We start from the raw sequence: 17,096 nt of genomic DNA on the forward strand, positions 1-17,096 counted from the left end.
AAAGGATCAGCCCAGGAAGCCTGATAAGACACCCGAAGACGAAGGAAAAAATCCAAAGAAAAACCAAAAGTAGTGCTGTAGGGTATCTTTAATAACTATGGTTCGTTGGAGGCTTTATGTCTGAACGTCCTGATTTAGTCGATCCATTACCAGAGGATGAGCCGCTTCCTGGTGAAAATATTCCGGATACGCCAGAGGGAGACGATCCTCTCGACCCGGATACCCAGAATGAGGTTGAAGATCCTCGTAGATAGCGTCTTGTGCTATTAACCAACCGCCTGATGCTGCTTCTGTGCCAGGCGGTTTTTTACATCTTCTAAAGCGAAACATCCTGATAATCCTCAGAAAGATAGCCTATAATTTTTTGTACGTTAAAATAGTAGCGCGTCCATGACGACACTGTCTTATTGCGCTTAGCCGTTTGCGAGTTCAAAGGAGGAAATCAATGAACAGCGAAGAGTTGACACATAAAGCAGAAGAGGAAATCGCGGCACTCATTAGCAAAAAGGTCGCCGAACTACGGAAGAAAACCGGGCAAGAGGTTTCCGAAATAGAGTTCGCGCCGCGAGAAACGATGAAAGGGCTTGAGGGATACCACGTTAAAATTAAACTACTCTAGCGTTTAATTAGCGCCATTAATCACCTGGCTACTGGGCGGGACGCCGCCCAGTAGTGACTGGTTTACCGATGTCAGGCTTTTTTCTGTTGATACATTTCCTCGCCCTGATGGTCTTCTTCTACCCAAAAATGAATGTTGAACCGCGCATCATCGCTCAGCTCTACCCGATGCCAGTATTGCGGCGGACTGGTGGCGAATTGCCCGGCATTAATCACCACTTTCACTTCTGGTTCTGTCGCGGTTTCATTCGCAAAGCCATAGTAGGTCACGGTGCCTTCCATCACGCAGAGTTGTCCGAAAACGCCTGCCGCTGTGTTGTGATGAGAGAGCAGTGCCGCCGGAACATTCTCTTTGGTGAAAAAGGGGGTAGAGCGTTTAACTTTCCAGTTTGCCGGGATGCGTAAGTGGGACATAAGACATCTCCCTGATGTGGTGATTAAAAGATGTATTTAATATACACCTTTTAATCACTGGCAAACAACGCTTCGGGCAAAAAAAACGCTCCCGAAGGAGCGTGTGTATCAACGACCGAACAGGTCGCGTTTTTTAGGCTTAAATGCCTGGGCTATGACGACGGCTATCGCCACCACAAGGTAAGCGGCAAAGATCCCCAACAGCCATTGCGGCATCTCCAGCGTTAAAAACGACCACTGGCGTTCGGCGCAATCACCGGATGCCACAAACACCTGTGGCAGCCATTTACCCAACGGCAACCAGTCTGGAAAGCGCGCCATAAAGTCACAGGTCATGAACGGCGAGGGATGCAACTGAATCATCGTATGTTCATACGCCAGTTGTAGACCCCGCCAGGCGCTGTAAATCCAGATAACCATTGCCACGTATCGCAGCGGCGTTTTCGGCGCTATTGCGCCGACCAGACCCGCGCCCATCACGCCAAACAGGGCGCAACGTTCGTAAATACATAGCACGCAAGGTTTAAGTAACATGACGTGCTGGAACCACAGCGCCACCATTTCCAGCGCCAGGGCGGTAAACGCCATCAGTAACCATGCGCCCCGACCCCGTGAGCACTGGTTTAAAAATCGCAACATAATAATTTCCCTGCAACATGCGTAGAGACCGCAGTGTAAACCAATTCAATTCGTGCGCCACTAGCGGGAAATGAAATAATGTGTAATTGGATAATTATCAGGCAAAAATCGGAGCCGGGCGGTGTATTGCCCGGCCAAACGTTACGAAAGCGTTGCTAACCATCCTGCCTGAGTCATCCATTCGGTGGCCGGCGCAAGAGTGAATTCGACGCACAGTAGCCCTATCAGGGTCAGTACGATAGTGTACGGTAACGCCATCCAGACCATACGGCCATAGGAGAGACGGATTAACGGCGCCAGCGCGGAGGTCAGCAGGAATAAGAATGCCGCCTGACCATTTGGCGTCGCTACCGATGGCAGGTTAGTACCGGTATTGATGGCCACAGCTAGCAGCTCAAACTGTTTTAAGCTGATTGCGCCGTTTTCCATTGCCGCCTTCGCTTCGTTGATATAAATGGTGCCGACAAAGACGTTATCTGAGATGGAAGACAACAGGCCGTTAAAGAGATAGAACAGCGTTAGCTGCGCGTGTTCAGAGGCTTGCAAGACGAACTGAATAATCGGCGCGAAAAGATGTTGATCGATAATAACCGCCACAATGGAGAAGAAAACGGTTAACAGCGCAGTAAACGGCAGCGACTCGGTAAACGCTTTGCCGATGGCGTGTTCATCGGTGACACCCGTTAACGCGGTGGCCAGAATAATGACCGACAGACCAATCAGTCCCACCTCCGCGAGATGGAGGGCGAGGGCGGTAACCAGCCAGACGCCAATAACCGCCTGGACTATTAGTTTAATTTTATCCTGGCGGGTGCGCTTCTTACGGCTTTGATCGTCGAATTGCTGCAAGACGTCGCGGACTTTTTCGGGCAACGTTTCGCCATAGCCAAACCAGCGCATTTTCTCGACCAGCATACAGGTTAACAGTCCACATACCAGTACCGGGACGGTGACAGGCGACATCCGCAAAAAGAAGTCGCCGAAATGCCAGCCAGCCGCTTTAGCGATGATCAGGTTTTGCGGCTCCCCGACCATGGTCATGACGCCGCCCAGCGCCGTCCCCACGCCTGCATGCATCATCAGACTACGCAAGAATCCGCGGAATTGCTCCAGCACCGTTTTGTAATGCGGATCGATATGGCTGTCGTCCAGCATATCGTTCTCTTCGCCGCGCGATGAGGCCACACGATGGTAAATCCCGTAAAAACCGACGGCGACGCTGATCACCACCGCAACGACGGTAAGCGCGTCAAGGAAAGCCGACAAGAATGCGGCGGCGACGCAAAAGGCCAGCGACAGAACCATCTTCGAGCGGATACTGAGTAACAGACGGGTAAAAATAAACAGCAATAACTGCTTCATAAAGTAGATGCCTGCAACCATAAACATCAGCAGCAGCAAGACTTCCAGGTTGGCGGCAACCTCTTCACGTACATGGGCGGCGCTGGTCATACCGATGATAACGGCTTCAATGGCCAGTAACCCGCCGGGCAGCAGGGGGTAACACTTTAACGCCATCGCCAGAGTGAAGATAAACTCTGCCACCAGCAGCCAACCGGCAATAAAGGGATTAGCTAAGAAAATGAATGGGTTAACAATTAAAAAGACAAGTAGTGCCAGTTTGTACCAGTCGGGCGACTGGCCTAAAAAGTTGCGCCACATGGCGCGACCCCATGAGATCTCCATGAAATTTTTCCTTACCTAGAAAAATGAAATAGCGTTTTTATGTTTAAACACAGAGAGTAGCGAGCGCGACGAATGCAAGCAAGTCCTTAACGATATTGGCAGGCGATATCAGAAATGGTGCCTTGATCCCCTTTTTCTTCATTGCGTCCGCTATCAGGTGTTACGCCCGTCTGGTATGATGAGTACAACTATGTTTTGCTGTGTAATGGAAATCTCACTATGGTCATTAAGGCGCAGAGCCCGGCGGGTTTCGCGGAAGAGTATATTATTGAAAGTATCTGGAATAACCGCTTTCCTCCTGGCACGATCTTACCGGCAGAACGAGAACTCTCCGAACTGATCGGCGTGACGCGCACGACATTACGCGAGGTGTTACAGCGGCTGGCGCGAGATGGCTGGCTGACCATTCAGCATGGCAAACCGACAAAGGTTAATAATTTTTGGGAAACGTCAGGGCTGAATATCCTTGAAACGCTGGCCCGCCTTGATCATGAAAGCGTTCCGCAACTGATCGACAATTTGTTGTCGGTGCGTACCAATATTTCTACTATCTTTATTCGTACCGCATTGCGTCAACACCCGGATAAGGCGCAGGAAGTGCTGGCCACTGCCCACGAAGTGGCCGACCATGCCGATGCATTCGCCGATCTGGACTATAACATCTTTCGTGGTCTGGCATTTGCCTCCGGCAATCCTATTTACGGCTTGATCCTGAACGGCATGAAAGGGTTATACACCCGCATTGGTCGCCACTATTTCGCCAATCCGGAAGCGCGCAGTCTGGCACTGGGTTTCTATCATAAATTATCGTCGTTATGCGAGCAGGGCGCGCACGACCAGGTGTATGAAACGGTGCGGCGTTATGGGCATGACAGCGGCGAGATTTGGCATCGGATGCAGAAAAATCTGCCCGGCGATTTAGCGATTCAGGGACGATAATCCCGCGATGCCCGGTAGACGCAAACACTACCGGGCAGCATCTCGATTACAGCGTGTTCATGCGCGGCGGACAACGCTCCAGCAGTTCTACGCTGCCATCCTCATTTTGTTGCTCCAGCATCACATCAAAGCCCCATAACCGATGCACATGTTTCAGCACCTCTTTGCGGCCTTTATCCAGCGGCGCGCGGTTATGCGGGATATAACGCAACGTCAGCGATCTGTCGCCGCGTAAATCCACATTCCAGACCTGAATATTCGGCTCCAGGTTGCTCAGGTTATACTGTGACGACAGTTTTGATCGAATCTCCCGATAACCTTCTTCGTTATGAATGGCGGAGATCTCCAGATAATTATGCCTGTCATCATCAAGTACCGTGAAGAAACGGAAATCACGCATCACTTTTGGCGACAGGAACTGACTGATAAAGCTTTCATCTTTAAAATCGCGCATGGCGAAGTGCAGCGTTTCCAGCCAGTCGGAACCGGCAATATCCGGAAACCAGTATTTATCTTCATCCGTGGGCGACTGACAAATACGTTTGATATCCTGGAACATGGCAAAGCCGAGCGCATAGGGGTTAATTCCGCTATACCAGGGGCTATTATAGGGCGGCTGAAATACGACATTGGTATGGCTGTGTAAAAACTCCAGCATAAAGCGTTCCGTCACTTTGCCTTCATCATACAGATGGTTCAGGATGGTGTAGTGCCAGAAGGTCGCCCAGCCCTCGTTCATGACCTGCGTCTGTTTCTGCGGATAAAAATACTGGCTGACTTTACGCACGATGCGCAGAATTTCGCGCTGCCACGGCTCGAGCAACGGGGCGTTTTTCTCCATAAAATAGAGCAGGTTTTCCTGCGGTTCAGCGGGAAAGCGGCGTGCTTCGGCGACAGTTTTTTCTTCCTCGCGTTTTGGCAGCGTGCGCCACAGCATATTCACCTGGCTTTGTAGATACTCTTCCCGGCTTTTTTGTCGCGCTTTCTCTTCCTGCAACGAGATTTTCTGCGGGCGCTTATAGCGATCGACGCCGTAATTCATCAGCGCGTGGCAGGAGTCGAGCAGTTTTTCTACTTCATCCACTCCGTAGCGTTCTTCACAGCGGGTAATGTAATTTCGGGCGAAAATCAGGTAGTCGACGATAGAGCTGGCATCCGTCCAGCTCCGGAAGAGATAATTATTTTTAAAAAAGGAGTTGTGGCCGTAACAGGCGTGCGCCATGACCAGCGCCTGCATGGTGATGGTGTTCTCTTCCATCAGGTAGGCAATGCAGGGATTAGAGTTGATCACAATTTCATAAGCCAGTCCTTGTTGACCATGCTTATACAGACGTTCCGTCTCAATGAACTTTTTGCCAAACGACCAGTGCGGATAGTTGATCGGCATCCCGACGCTGGAGTAGGCGTCCATCATCTGTTCGGAAGTGATGACTTCAATTTGGTGCGGGTAAGTATCCAGTTGGTAAAGTTTCGCCACGCGGTCTATCTCTGCCAGATAGACATCCAGCAGATCAAATGTCCAGTCGGGTCCATCGCTCAAACGTGTGGTGTCCTTGTTCATGGAATCAATCATTGCCATTCGCGCACCCTCATTGTTGGCGACGCTCTCTGTATGGAGCGCCTCCTTTCAAGGATAGAACACCATGTTAAAAAACGACTTGATCGTGAAAACTTTTCTTTGCGATTTCCTCCACATTGAACGGCAAAAAAACGGGTATTGGCATCATTTTATGCTGTATAGCCATGCCGCGTAGCAGGAGATCCCAAACCAGTGGGATCGCTTGTCTTTAGGGTATATGTGAAGCACGTCACCATAAAAAAGTCATATGTTGAATAATATTTTCATCTGGGTTATCAAGATGTAATCAGAAGATTGTTCTTTTACTATTAACGGAGTGGCTATGCGAGTTGTCATCCTGGGGAGTGGCGTAGTTGGCGTGACCAGCGCCTGGTACTTGAGTCAGGCGGGGCATGATGTCACCGTCATCGATCGCGAATCCGGCCCGGCGCAAGAAACCAGCGCGGCGAATGCCGGACAAATTTCACCGGGATATGCGGCGCCCTGGGCGGCCCCTGGCGTACCGCTGAAGGCGATAAAATGGATGTTCCAGCGCCATGCGCCGCTGGCGGTGCGTCTGGATGGCACCCCGTTTCAACTGAAGTGGATGTGGCAAATGCTGCGTAACTGCGATACCCGGCATTATATGGAAAATAAAGGCCGCATGGTGCGTCTGGCGGAATATAGTCGCGACTGCCTGAAAACGCTACGCGCCGCGACCGGTATCGAATATGAAGGCCGCCAGGGGGGAACGCTGCAACTCTTTCGCACCGCGCAACAGTATGAGAACGCCACCCGTGATATCGCCGTGCTGGAAGATGCCGGGGTGCCGTATCAGCTCCTGGAAGCCAGCCGACTGGCGGAAGTTGAACCCGCTCTGGCTGAGGTTGCGCATAAATTAACCGGCGGGCTGCGCTTACCGAATGATGAAACCGGGGACTGTCAGCTCTTTACCCAGCGTCTGGCGCGCATGGCGGAGCAGGCGGGCGTAACCTTTCGCTTTAATACTCCCGTGGAAAAATTACTGTACGAAAATGATCAGATTTACGGCGTGAAATGCGCCGATGAGATCATTAAAGCAGATGCGTATGTCATGGCGTTTGGATCGTATTCGACGGCGATGCTTAAAGGCATTGTTGATATCCCGGTGTATCCGCTGAAAGGCTATTCATTAACCATCCCAATCGTCGAGCCAGACGGCGCGCCGGTATCGACGATTCTTGATGAAACCTACAAAATCGCTATTACGCGTTTTGATAAGCGTATTCGCGTGGGAGGAATGGCGGAAATCGTGGGCTTTAATACCGACTTACTGCAACCACGCCGCGAGACGCTGGAGATGGTTGTGCGCGATCTCTTTCCGCGCGGCGGTCATATTGAGCAGGCCACATTCTGGACCGGCCTGCGCCCCATGACGCCGGACGGCACGCCGGTAGTAGGACGTACCCGTTATAAAAATCTGTGGCTTAATACTGGACATGGCACCTTAGGCTGGACGATGGCCTGCGGTTCAGGCCAGTTGTTAAGCGATATCTTGTCGGGTCGTACGCCAGCGATACCCTACGACGATCTGAGCGTGGCGCGATACCGTTCCGATTTTACGCCCACCCGCCCGCAACGTTTGCATAGCGCGCATAACTGATAAAGGAAGTGAAATGACCCGCCCTATACAGGCCAGCCTTGATTTACAGGTAATGAAACAAAATTTGGCTATTGTGCGCCGGGCGGCCCCAGAGGCGCGCGTCTGGTCGGTAGTGAAAGCCAACGCCTACGGCCACGGTATTGAACGCGTCTGGAGCGCGCTGGGCGCTACAGATGGTTTCGCTATGCTCAACCTTGAAGAGGCGATTACCCTGCGTGAGCGCGGGTGGAAAGGGCCGATATTGATGCTGGAAGGGTTTTTCCATGCGCAAGACCTGGAGGCGTATGACACTTATCGGCTGACCACCTGCATCCACAGTAACTGGCAGTTGAAAGCGCTGCAAAATGCGCGGCTTAACGCGCCGCTGGATATCTATGTCAAAGTCAACAGCGGCATGAACCGACTCGGTTTTCAGCCTGAGCGGGCGCAGACCGTCTGGCAGCAATTGCGGGCAATGCGCAATGTCGGTGAAATGACCCTGATGTCACATTTTGCTCAGGCCGATCATCCGGAAGGTATCGGGGAGGCGATGAGGCGTATTGCGCTGGCGACAGAAGGCCTGCAGTGTTCATACTCGTTATCAAATTCGGCAGCGACGCTGTGGCATCCCCAGGCGCATTATGACTGGGTCAGGCCGGGCATTATTTTGTACGGCGCGTCGCCGTCAGGACAGTGGCGGGATATTGCCGATACCGGACTAAAACCCGTGATGACGCTGAGTAGCGAAATTATTGGCGTGCAGACGCTGAGCGCGGGTGAAAGGGTAGGCTATGGCGGAGGGTATTCTGTGACTCAGGAACAACGCATTGGCATCGTCGCGGCGGGTTATGCCGATGGCTATCCACGCCATGCGCCGACCGGGACGCCTGTGCTGGTGGACGGTATCCGTACCAGAACAGTAGGCACCGTTTCAATGGATATGCTGGCGGTAGATTTGACCCCGTGTCCGCAGGCGGGAATCGGCACGCCGGTTGAATTATGGGGCAAAGAAATTAAGGTCGATGATGTCGCCTCTGCGGCAGGCACGCTGGGCTATGAGCTACTGTGCGCCGTAGCGCCGCGCGTGCCGTTTGTGACAACGTAACATAATTCAGGCTAAGGCGTCGACCGGTCCACCTGGGGGCGGGTCGACGTTGTCCGACGACCTTATTCTGCTTCGTCTTCGGCGACGCGTACCCCAATCTTGCGTACCACGTTATCTTCTTTTTCAGCTACCGTCCAAATCATGCCGCCAAACTCCACCTGATCGCCGACGACCGGCGCAGCGCCCAGCAGTTGCTGTATGATTTCACCGAGGGTTTGTTGTTTATCCCGGTATTCCGTTCCTTCTTCCAGCCCGTAGATAAGCGCCACGTCGGCGAATTTCGCATTCGCTTCGAGGATAAAATCGCCAAAGAAACGCTGATCTAACGAAACCGGCGGCGACTGGCTAAACAATTTGCCCAGCGCTGGCAGATCGCGCTCCCGGCCAATCACGCAGAGTACGTCGCCTTCCTGCAGACGAGTACTACCCGTGGGGTGAAACAGTTCATTATTGCGAAATAGCGCGGCAATGCGGGTTTCGTTCGGCATATGCAGGTCGCGCAACGCCGCGCCGACGCACCATTTGTCGGCGCTCAACTGATAGATGAATTGTTCCCACGGATTATCAGGATGGATGTCAAGCCCCACGCGCGATACTGGCCAGCCAACCGGAGGCACGACCACTTTGGCTCTTTTCGCCGCCCATGACAGCGATGTTCCCTGCAGGAGCAGCGACACCAGTACCACAAAGAAAGCGACATTAAAGAACAGGCGAGCGTTTTCAAGCCCGGCCATCATCGGGAAAACGGCGAGAATAATCGGCACCGCGCCGCGCAGTCCGACCCAACTGATGAAAATGCGCTCCCGAAGATTGAAGCCGCGAAATGGCAGCAGGCCGGTAAACACCGACAGTGGGCGGGCGAAGAAAATCATCCAGATAGAGAGAATAAGCGCAGGGACGGCAATCGGCCACAGATCGGAAGGCGTCACCAACAGCCCCAGGACCAGGAACATCGCGATCTGCGCCAGCCAGGCCAGTCCGTCAAAGTTTTGCAGGATGCCGTAACGGTTGCGAATTGGGCGGTTTCCTAACAGGAATCCGCACAGATAGACCGCGAGAATGCCGCTGCCTTCAAGCGCGGTCGTCAAGGCAAAAATCAGAATACCGCCACTGAGCGCCAGCATCGGATACAGGCCGCTGGGCAGAGAAATACGGTTGATCATCTGCTGTAGCAGGTAACCGCCGCCCAGGCCAAAAACAATACCGAGACCGAACTGCTGGATAATATGGACGGCAAACATCCAGTCCAGGCCGGTTTCATGCTTCTGGATCATCTCAATTAATGTAATGGTCAGAAAAACGGCCATCGGGTCGTTACTTCCCGATTCGATCTCCAGCGTGGAGCCTACACGTTCGTTTAGCCCTTTGCCGCCAAGCAGAGAAAAGACCGCTGCGGCGTCAGTGGAACCGACTATCGCGCCGATAAGCAGACCTTCGATAAGATCCAGATGAAACAGCCAGGCGGCCATCATACCTGTTAACCCCGACGTGATCAGCACGCCGAGCGTCGCCAGCGACAGCGCGGGGCCCAGCGCTACCCGAAAAGAGCTGGCCTGGGTGCGCATGCCGCCATCGAGTAAAATAATCGCCAGCGCCAGGTTACTGACCATATAAGCGAAAGGATAATTATCGAAAGGAATACCGCCAATGCCATCCACACCCGCTAACATCCCAATAGCGAGGAAAATGACCAGAATCGGGATACCCAGTCGCGATGAGAATGAACTTAACAGGATACTGCTGGTTACAAGGATGGAACCTAAAATAAATAGACTAATAATTGTTGCAGCATCCAACGTTTTATATCTCCTGACTCACACGGCTTCGTATTATTTAACATTAACATAATAACGGCCAGGGCAGCGTTTTACTTAGCCTGTCGGGGACTTTTTTTACAATTGCAGCGTAGGATGTCCAGATAAAGTGAGTTGAGTCCCCTGGCGCGTATTTTTAAGCGTCGCGTTTGCCCCGATAGGGAGCGTCACCGTACGCTGTTCATGCCCGAAGTCGAGACCGGTAATCAGCGGAACGGACAGACGGGAACGTAAAAACGCGTAGACGCTCTCCAGAGAATAGCCGGCGTCATACTCGTTGGGCGCCGCGCCGCTAAAGCTGCCGAGAACGATGGCGCTCTGACGGTTTAGAATTCCGGCGTACTCCAGTTGCAAAAGCATACGCTCCACCCGGAAAGGATGCTCATTGACATCTTCCAGCACTAAAATTCCTTTATCGATAGTCGGCATCCAGGGCGTACCGATAAGGGAAATCAACATCGCCAGATTTCCGCCCCATAAGGTGCCTTGTACGTCGCACTGAGGGCCGTCGCCTTGCCACTCTACGGTAAATTGCGCCTTGCGTAGCGCCAGCCAGAAATGTTGCTCGGTGAACGTATTCAGCGTTTCGGCGCCAAAATTTGCCGCCAGCATAGGACCGCTAAAGGTGATGACATTGGCCTGCGCCAGGAGTCCAGTCTGAATCGCCGTAAAATCGCTATGACCGCAAATCAGTAAGGGATCGCGCTGTTGCCGGGAGGCGAGAGCCTGCCAGTCGATACGATCCAGCAAGCGGCTGGCGCCATAGCCGCCGCGAACCGGCATGACGATCGTATCCGGCGAAGTTAGCGAGGCCAGCGAATTAACATCGGCCAGCCGTTCCGCGTCCGTACCGGCAAAACGCTGATAGCGGCGACGAATCACCTCGTCATTCTCCACCTGATGACCCGCGTCAGTCAGGCGCTGAACGCCGCGTAACGCGGCCTGTTGGTTAATACAGTAGCCCGAGGGGGCGATTAAATGAAACAGAGACATGGTAATTCCTTGCTGACAATAGAATGCAAATGTATATCATGCCGCATATATTAGGCGATGTCCCTCGTTGTGCGACGTTTCTGGATGCGCACCAGGGAGGCAACCTAAGTACCTGGCCGGGGCGGTATGACCTCTTCGGCAGATAAGTTACGGCTATAAGGATAGATGACGTGAAATTAAGATGGTTTGCTTTTTTGGTAGTAATACTGGCTGGCTGTAGCTCAAAACAGGATTACAGGAATCCGCCGTGGAATGCCGAAGTGCCTGTAAAGCGTGCGATGCAGTGGATGCCCATCAGTGAAAAAGCCGGGGCGGCATGGGGGGTTGATCCGCATTTAATCACCGCGATTATCGCCATTGAATCCGGCGGCAACCCTAACGCGGTCAGTAAATCCAATGCGATTGGCCTGATGCAGTTAAAGGCGTCGACCTCCGGGCGCGACGTTTACCGTCGTATGGGCTGGCGTGGCGAACCGACCACCAGCGAGCTGAAAAACCCTGAGCGTAACATCTCAATGGGCGCGGCGTATCTGAGCATTCTGGAAAATGGGCCGCTGGCCGGCATCAAAGATCCGCAGGTGATGCAATATGCGCTGGTCGTCTCTTATGCTAACGGCGCAGGCGCGTTATTGCGTACTTTTTCATCCGACAGGAAGAAGGCGATAGAAAAAATTAACGATCTGGATGCGGACGAGTTTTTTGAACATGTTGTTGATAATCATCCCGCGCCGCAGGCGCCGCGCTATATCTGGAAGCTTCAGCAGGCGCTGGACGCCATGTAGTTTAGCGTGAAGATTATTCTCGCACTTTATTCGCTCTTTCTCGGGCCTCGCGCTCAAGCGAAAAAATAATCCGCTGCAACTCCCGCTCCACCGCCGGGCTAACGTTAAGGAAACGAAAGCTCAGGCGGGGAGTGGTGATCGTTTCATTTTTCCCATCAATCACCTTACGCTCGCTGATGGAGATAAGCTGGGCGTCAACGTGAAAAATCCCCCATTGCCCCATGTTCAGTTCAACCTGCGAAAAGCGTGCGCCTTCGATTAGTCCGTCGGGGATGGCGGATTCCAGTAGCGCGCCCATGCCGCCCAGGGAAAGATCAAACAGGCGAAAACGTAACGTACGGGTGTCCGGTAGCGTGGTGACGCCGTAATAAGGCGGATACAGCGGCGCGCCAATGCGAAAATACTCCCGGCGCTGGACAAACCACAGTGATGACGGCAGGGGCGTGATAAAGGCCGGCAGCCGCTGATATTCACCTGTAACAAGTTGCGGCAACGTGAACTCGACTTTTGCGCCTTGTGTTTCTGCGATAATGGCTACCTGCCCGGCGCGTAATACGGCGCTATTATCATATTCCTGGCTGCCGTAATCCACGATGAGTTTTTCCGGGTCTACCGCCAAAATTTTACTGATGAATTGACCATTCGCCCATGAAATACGCAGTGGAACCTGATTTTTATTTAAATCCCGTAGCACGCCTAATATCGCTAATGGATTTTTTTTCAGGAACTGCTCATTGTAACCACTCACACGAAATAACCCCTGATACGCAGACTATCGTTGGGTTATCGGCATCGGTAGAAAGAACTTAATAGCGATAAATAAATTTTTATGTCCGCGAGATAAATCAGTGTTCAGAAATGCGACGCTCGACTTTGCCTATACTTAAAACGTTTTTACTGGAAAGAGGGTTTGCAAATGGGAATTATCGCCTGGATTGTTTTTGGTTTGATTGCCGGCGTTATCGCCAAATTGCTTATGCCGGGGCGCGATGGCGGGGGATTTATCCTGACCTGTATTCTCGGTATCGTCGGGGCGGTCGTTGGCGGATGGCTGGCGACGATGTTTGGTATTGGCGGCAGTATCAGCGGCTTTAATCTGCACAGTTTCCTGGTCGCCGTGGTGGGCGCGATTGTGGTGCTGGTGATTTTCCGCCTTCTGCGCCGCGGCTAACCGCTGCAGAACGTGTAAGCGTTGACCCGGTCAGCGCCGGGTCAACCTACTATAAACACGCGTTACTGCGTCGCTGCAGACGGCGTTTTTGTCGGCGTTGCGCTTAACGATGCCGGACGAGTAGACGGTACGCTATCGCACGGTTTTTCCTGCGGACAAATCAGATCGAGCATTTTCAGCGTCACGCCGTTGGTCCAGCCAAAGCCGTCCTGAAGGGGATATTCGCCGCCGCCACCGCCGGTTCCGGTACTGCTGACGTCATATTTTTCGACCAGTTTTTTCTCGCGATCGTAGGTGTGCTGCACATTGGTTAAAAAGCGCCAGGTGACTTCCATTGCCACGTCATCCTGCCCATAATTTTGCAATCCTTCGGCAGCGACCCATTGTAACGGCGCCCAGCCGTTTGGCGCATCCCACTGCTGTCCGCTTTTAACCGAGGTGGTAGCCAGCCCGCCAGGCTGTAGCAGATGCGCCTGGGCCGCCGCCGCCACTTTCGCGGCGCGATCTTTCGCGGCGGCGTTTACATAGAGCGGGAACAGCGCGGCAGCGGTGAGTTGGTCACGGATTTTATTGTTCTTCAGATCGTAGTCGGCATACCAACCCTCTTTGTTATTCCACAGATGCATTTCAATGGCTTTTTGCCGCGCGTTGGCCAGCGCGTCATAGTGCGAGGCTTTGGCCCGATCGCCCGCCGCAGCGCTGGCGCGGGCGAGGGTTTTCTCCAGCTGATACAGCAGAGCGTTAAGATCGACAGGGATAATCGTGGTGGTACGGATGGTACTGAGCTGCTGCGGATTATCCATCCAGCGGGAGCTGAAATCCCAGCCGGAGGCGGCAGCAGAACGGAGGTCTCGATAGATCTCCGTTGCCGGGCGGTTGGGGTTGCTTTTGGCGGTAGCGATATCTTCAACCCAGGATTCAGGGCGGGGCGTATCCCGATCGTCCCAGTAGCGGTTGAGAACGCTGCCGTCTTCCAGTTTGACGACGCGTTGGTTTTGTTGCCCTGGCTGCAATGTCTCAACGCCCTCCATCCAGTAGGCGTACTCTTTTTGCAGTTGCGGCAGGTATTCTTTCAGCGCATCGTCACCTTCATGTTGCGCCAGTAACTCAACCATAAACGCAAAGAAAGGCGGCTGCGAACGACTCAGGTAGTAGGTACGGTTGCCGTTAGGAATATGCCCCCAGGCGTCAATTTCGTAACCAAAGTTCGCCACCATATCCGCCACCTTATCCCAGTGCTCGCTTTCCGCCAGCCCCAGCATCGTAAAGTAGCTGTCCCAGTAGTAAATCTCTCTGAATCGCCCACCCGGTACGACATAGGATTCAGGCAACGGCAAGAGCGAGTCCCACTTTTCGACGTTTTTAGTTGAACGGGTCAGCACCGGCCACAGGCCATCAATATGTTCACGCAATGACTGCCCGGCAGGCGGGACATATTTTTCACCCGCTTTCGGCAGGGTGAAGTTAACATCAACAAAATGACGCAAATCGAAGCCGGACTGGTTCCGCTGCATACGATAATCCGCAAGAATCATGAGCGGATCGCTATTAGGTATGGCGTCAGCAAAGGTTTTCTGATCGGGGAAGAGTTTTGCATTCTGGACATCATTAAAGAGCGGGCCAAGCAAAATATCCGGCGGCTGCGGAGTTTCAGTGTCGGAAGACGGGTCTGCGGCAGTCGCCGAAAACGATGCAAACGTCAGCAGCGTCCCTGCCAGCGCCAGTTTTATGGCTTTCTGCAGTAGAACAGAACGGCGAATCTCTGGGGGTATCATCAAGTTATCTCCTTAGCGGTGAGCCAAAGCCAACGGCATTTACCATGACAAAACCTTAGTCTACGATGACCAGATACGCGTGATTGAACCGCTATTTTGCGAACAAACAGACATTTTATTGAGACAGAATTTATCGGCGCGCGCGTGGAAAACGGGGTATACAGACAAAAAATCCACGCCGGGACGTGGATTTTAGCGCAATAACTTGTAGCCTTAACCCGGATAGATACCGCGATCTTTACGGGCCAACAGAATGCGCTCACAGGCGACAATATAGGCTGCGGTGCGCAGAGAACAGGATTTCTCAGCCGCTTTCTCCCAGACATGGACGATCGCGTCGGTCATGATTTTGTCCATGCGCGCGTTGATCTCTTCTTCGCTCCAGAAGAAGCTGGCCATATCTTGTACCCATTCGAAGTAGCTGACGGTTACGCCGCCTGCGTTACAGACCACGTCAGGCACCACAAGGATACCACGGCTGGCCAGAACATCATCAGCATCCGGATAGGTCGGGCCGTTAGCCCCTTCCAGCACCAGCTTACACGTCAGGGCTTCCGCGCGCTGACGAGTTATCTGGCCTTCAAGCGCCGCCGGGATCAGAATATCCATCTCCAGACGCCAGAACGCATCGCTGGCGATAGTTTCCGCGCCCGGGAAACCGGCAATCTGTTTGTGTTCTGTCTGCCATGCCGTGAGCGCTTTCATGTCAATACCGGTGGCGTTAAACAGCGTCGCGGTATGATCCTGAATCGCCACGACACGGGCGCCAGCGCCTGCAAACAGACGCGCGGCTTCGCTGCCGACGTTACCAAAACCCTGAACCGCAACGCGAGCGCCTTCAACGGCGATATTCGCCCGACGCGCGGCTTCCAGCCCGCTGACGAAAACGCCGCGCCCCGTCGCTTTTTCACGACCCAGCGAACCGCCAAGATGGATAGGCTTACCGGTGACGACGCCAGTGACCGTCGTGCCATGATTCATGGAATACGTATCCATCATCCAGGCCATCACTTTACCGTTGGTGCCGACATCCGGCGCAGGAATATCTTTCTGCGGCCCGATGATAATGCCGATCTCGCTGGTATAGCGGCGGGTCAAACGCTCCAGTTCACCTTCCGACAGCGAGAACGGATCGACGCGGATGCCGCCTTTGGCGCCGCCGTACGGCAGATTCAGCGCGGCACATTTGATGGTCATCCATGCTGACAGGGCCATCACTTCATTGAGATCAACGTCAGGATGGTAGCGAACACCGCCTTTACCCGGACCTCGGGAGAGGTTGTGCTGCACGCGATATCCTTCGAAATGACGAATAGTGCCATCATCCATTTGTACCGGAATATCGACGATCAGAGCGCGTTTTGGGTGGCGCAGAGTATCCACCCAGGGGGATAACTCGCCCAGATAAGGGGCCACACGCTCGATTTGTTGCAGGTAGGTATTCCAGGCAGATGTGCTGCTATCTGAAGCGTAAGATAACTTATCCATGATAAACCTTAGTGATAAAAGTAATATGTTCTTTAATTGACCGTGGTACATAGTAGATCACACCATGTAGCGATAAATTTAACACTTTTTTAAACAATTAACTCAGATCAAAAATGGCAGGCAGTTGGATTTTCGTTATGATTTTGGATGAGAAGTGGTTAACTATCCGCTATAAGAGGTGATATATCGCTAATTATGCAGTTATTTGCTTAAATATGCGTAATGTGTGCAAGGTGGCTATTTGTCATAATTATGACGCACCTCTAAAAGTAAACGTTATGATAACGACATGTATCAATGTTATGTCGTCCTGTCGGCGGGGAAACGTCTTCGCCAGGCGCGTAAAAAGATAAAAATAACCGGAGTCAGATGGCGCTGGCCCCGGTTTACCTCTTTATTGTTGACGCGACTCAAGCCATACCAGCGCCAGTGTCGACAGTGAGCACATCAGCAGAATGCCGACAAACCACAGTAAATACCACATCGCTCCCGC

The 17,096-nt window shown here is 52.8% G+C and carries 17 protein-coding genes; 7 read left to right on the forward strand and 10 right to left on the reverse strand.

All coding sequences use genetic code 11. From position 1 onward, the window contains the following. Positions 1 to 116: 116 nt before the first annotated feature. On the forward strand, positions 117 to 254 hold the full coding sequence (locus HU143_RS10285) for a hypothetical protein (RefSeq protein WP_001519337.1): 138 nt from the start codon (positions 117 to 119) through the stop codon (positions 252 to 254). 191 nt (positions 255 to 445) lie between these two features. Then, positions 446 to 619 (forward strand): GnsA/GnsB family addiction module toxin, encoded by a 174-nt coding sequence (locus HU143_RS10290; RefSeq protein WP_001083582.1) that lies wholly within the window; start codon positions 446 to 448, stop codon positions 617 to 619. Between the two features lie 71 nt (positions 620 to 690). Here HU143_RS10290 and HU143_RS10295 read toward each other — a convergent pair whose 3' ends face one another. The 3 genes from HU143_RS10295 to nhaB form a co-directional block, all read right to left on the reverse strand. Further along, the gene (locus HU143_RS10295) at positions 691 to 1,032 is read right to left on the reverse strand and encodes a DUF1971 domain-containing protein (protein ID WP_000018967.1); all 342 of its coding nucleotides are present in this window, start codon (positions 1,030 to 1,032) and stop codon (positions 691 to 693) included. A 108-nt stretch (positions 1,033 to 1,140) separates the two neighbouring features. After that, a complete protein-coding gene (dsbB, locus tag HU143_RS10300) occupies positions 1,141 to 1,671 on the reverse strand; it encodes a disulfide bond formation protein DsbB (RefSeq protein ID WP_000943475.1) in 531 nt (176 codons plus the stop codon). Positions 1,672 to 1,812: 141 nt separating this feature from the next. After that, positions 1,813 to 3,357 (reverse strand): Na(+)/H(+) antiporter NhaB, encoded by a 1,545-nt coding sequence (nhaB, locus tag HU143_RS10305; protein ID WP_000406438.1) that lies wholly within the window; start codon positions 3,355 to 3,357, stop codon positions 1,813 to 1,815. Between the two features lie 219 nt (positions 3,358 to 3,576). Between nhaB and fadR the strand changes: the two genes are divergently transcribed. Then, entirely contained in the window at positions 3,577 to 4,296 is a 720-nt protein-coding gene (gene fadR, locus HU143_RS10310; RefSeq protein ID WP_000234826.1) for a fatty acid metabolism transcriptional regulator FadR, read from the forward strand. Positions 4,297 to 4,342: 46 nt separating this feature from the next. Here fadR and HU143_RS10315 read toward each other — a convergent pair whose 3' ends face one another. Beyond that, the gene (locus HU143_RS10315) at positions 4,343 to 5,875 is read right to left on the reverse strand and encodes a SpoVR family protein (protein WP_001240763.1); all 1,533 of its coding nucleotides are present in this window, start codon (positions 5,873 to 5,875) and stop codon (positions 4,343 to 4,345) included. A gap of 322 nt (positions 5,876 to 6,197) precedes the next feature. Here HU143_RS10315 and HU143_RS10320 point away from each other — a divergent pair, with 322 nt between their 5' ends. Continuing rightward, on the forward strand, positions 6,198 to 7,496 hold the full coding sequence (locus HU143_RS10320) for a D-amino acid dehydrogenase (RefSeq protein ID WP_001266935.1): 1,299 nt from the start codon (positions 6,198 to 6,200) through the stop codon (positions 7,494 to 7,496). 13 nt (positions 7,497 to 7,509) lie between these two features. Then, a complete protein-coding gene (dadX, locus tag HU143_RS10325; protein WP_000197909.1) occupies positions 7,510 to 8,580 on the forward strand; it encodes a catabolic alanine racemase DadX in 1,071 nt (356 codons plus the stop codon). 62 nt (positions 8,581 to 8,642) lie between these two features. Here dadX and HU143_RS10330 read toward each other — a convergent pair whose 3' ends face one another. Continuing rightward, positions 8,643 to 10,376, reverse strand: coding sequence for a potassium/proton antiporter (locus HU143_RS10330; RefSeq protein ID WP_000338376.1), 1,734 nt, complete (start codon positions 10,374 to 10,376; stop codon positions 8,643 to 8,645). 96 nt (positions 10,377 to 10,472) lie between these two features. After that, positions 10,473 to 11,387: a muramoyltetrapeptide carboxypeptidase gene (gene ldcA / locus HU143_RS10335; protein ID WP_023227608.1), complete on the reverse strand. Its 915-nt coding sequence runs from the start codon at positions 11,385 to 11,387 to the stop codon at positions 10,473 to 10,475. 170 nt (positions 11,388 to 11,557) lie between these two features. Between ldcA and emtA the strand changes: the two genes are divergently transcribed. Further along, positions 11,558 to 12,169: a membrane-bound lytic murein transglycosylase EmtA gene (gene emtA, locus HU143_RS10340; protein ID WP_000776974.1), complete on the forward strand. Its 612-nt coding sequence runs from the start codon at positions 11,558 to 11,560 to the stop codon at positions 12,167 to 12,169. A 13-nt stretch (positions 12,170 to 12,182) separates the two neighbouring features. Here the strand turns inward: emtA and ycgR are convergent, their stop codons facing one another. Further along, entirely contained in the window at positions 12,183 to 12,917 is a 735-nt protein-coding gene (gene ycgR, locus HU143_RS10345) for a flagellar brake protein YcgR (protein WP_023227609.1), read from the reverse strand. A 168-nt stretch (positions 12,918 to 13,085) separates the two neighbouring features. Between ycgR and HU143_RS10350 the strand changes: the two genes are divergently transcribed. Further along, positions 13,086 to 13,340, forward strand: coding sequence for a GlsB/YeaQ/YmgE family stress response membrane protein (locus HU143_RS10350; protein ID WP_000511323.1), 255 nt, complete (start codon positions 13,086 to 13,088; stop codon positions 13,338 to 13,340). A gap of 62 nt (positions 13,341 to 13,402) precedes the next feature. On the opposite strand, the gene HU143_RS10355 is transcribed toward HU143_RS10350, so the two are convergent. The 3 genes from HU143_RS10355 to cbdX all read right to left on the reverse strand — a co-directional run bounded on the left by HU143_RS10355 (position 13,403) and on the right by cbdX (position 17,087). Next, entirely contained in the window at positions 13,403 to 15,115 is a 1,713-nt protein-coding gene (locus HU143_RS10355) for an alpha,alpha-trehalase (RefSeq protein ID WP_023227610.1), read from the reverse strand. Between the two features lie 213 nt (positions 15,116 to 15,328). Beyond that, complete coding sequence (locus HU143_RS10360; RefSeq protein WP_001526439.1) at positions 15,329 to 16,603, reverse strand: Glu/Leu/Phe/Val family dehydrogenase; 1,275 nt, start codon at positions 16,601 to 16,603, stop codon at positions 15,329 to 15,331. 394 nt (positions 16,604 to 16,997) lie between these two features. Then, positions 16,998 to 17,087: a cytochrome bd-II oxidase subunit CbdX gene (cbdX, locus tag HU143_RS10365; RefSeq protein ID WP_000270301.1), complete on the reverse strand. Its 90-nt coding sequence runs from the start codon at positions 17,085 to 17,087 to the stop codon at positions 16,998 to 17,000. Positions 17,088 to 17,096: the final 9 nt, after the last annotated feature.

The organism is Salmonella sp. SJTUF14076 (assembly GCF_015534835.1).
GTDB classification, from domain to species: Bacteria; Pseudomonadota; Gammaproteobacteria; order Enterobacterales; family Enterobacteriaceae; genus Salmonella; species Salmonella enterica.

Bases quoted from the DNA above. Each gene is read 5' to 3' on its own strand.
- cbdX (WP_000270301.1), bottom strand. From the start codon at position 17,087: ATGTGGTATTTACTGTGGTTTGTCGGCATTCTGCTGATGTGCTCACTG.
- HU143_RS10285 (WP_001519337.1), top strand. From the start codon at position 117: ATGTCTGAACGTCCTGATTTAGTCGATCCATTACCAGAGGATGAGCCG.
- dadX (WP_000197909.1), top strand. From the start codon at position 7,510: ATGACCCGCCCTATACAGGCCAGCCTTGATTTACAGGTAATGAAACAA.
- HU143_RS10320 (WP_001266935.1), top strand. From the start codon at position 6,198: ATGCGAGTTGTCATCCTGGGGAGTGGCGTAGTTGGCGTGACCAGCGCC.
- HU143_RS10315 (WP_001240763.1), bottom strand. From the start codon at position 5,875: ATGGCAATGATTGATTCCATGAACAAGGACACCACACGTTTGAGCGAT.
- dsbB (WP_000943475.1), bottom strand. From the start codon at position 1,671: ATGTTGCGATTTTTAAACCAGTGCTCACGGGGTCGGGGCGCATGGTTA.
- HU143_RS10360 (WP_001526439.1), bottom strand. From the start codon at position 16,603: ATGGATAAGTTATCTTACGCTTCAGATAGCAGCACATCTGCCTGGAAT.
- ldcA (WP_023227608.1), bottom strand. From the start codon at position 11,387: ATGTCTCTGTTTCATTTAATCGCCCCCTCGGGCTACTGTATTAACCAA.
- HU143_RS10355 (WP_023227610.1), bottom strand. From the start codon at position 15,115: ATGATACCCCCAGAGATTCGCCGTTCTGTTCTACTGCAGAAAGCCATA.
- HU143_RS10350 (WP_000511323.1), top strand. From the start codon at position 13,086: ATGGGAATTATCGCCTGGATTGTTTTTGGTTTGATTGCCGGCGTTATC.
- HU143_RS10295 (WP_000018967.1), bottom strand. From the start codon at position 1,032: ATGTCCCACTTACGCATCCCGGCAAACTGGAAAGTTAAACGCTCTACC.
- nhaB (WP_000406438.1), bottom strand. From the start codon at position 3,357: ATGGAGATCTCATGGGGTCGCGCCATGTGGCGCAACTTTTTAGGCCAG.
- HU143_RS10290 (WP_001083582.1), top strand. From the start codon at position 446: ATGAACAGCGAAGAGTTGACACATAAAGCAGAAGAGGAAATCGCGGCA.
- fadR (WP_000234826.1), top strand. From the start codon at position 3,577: ATGGTCATTAAGGCGCAGAGCCCGGCGGGTTTCGCGGAAGAGTATATT.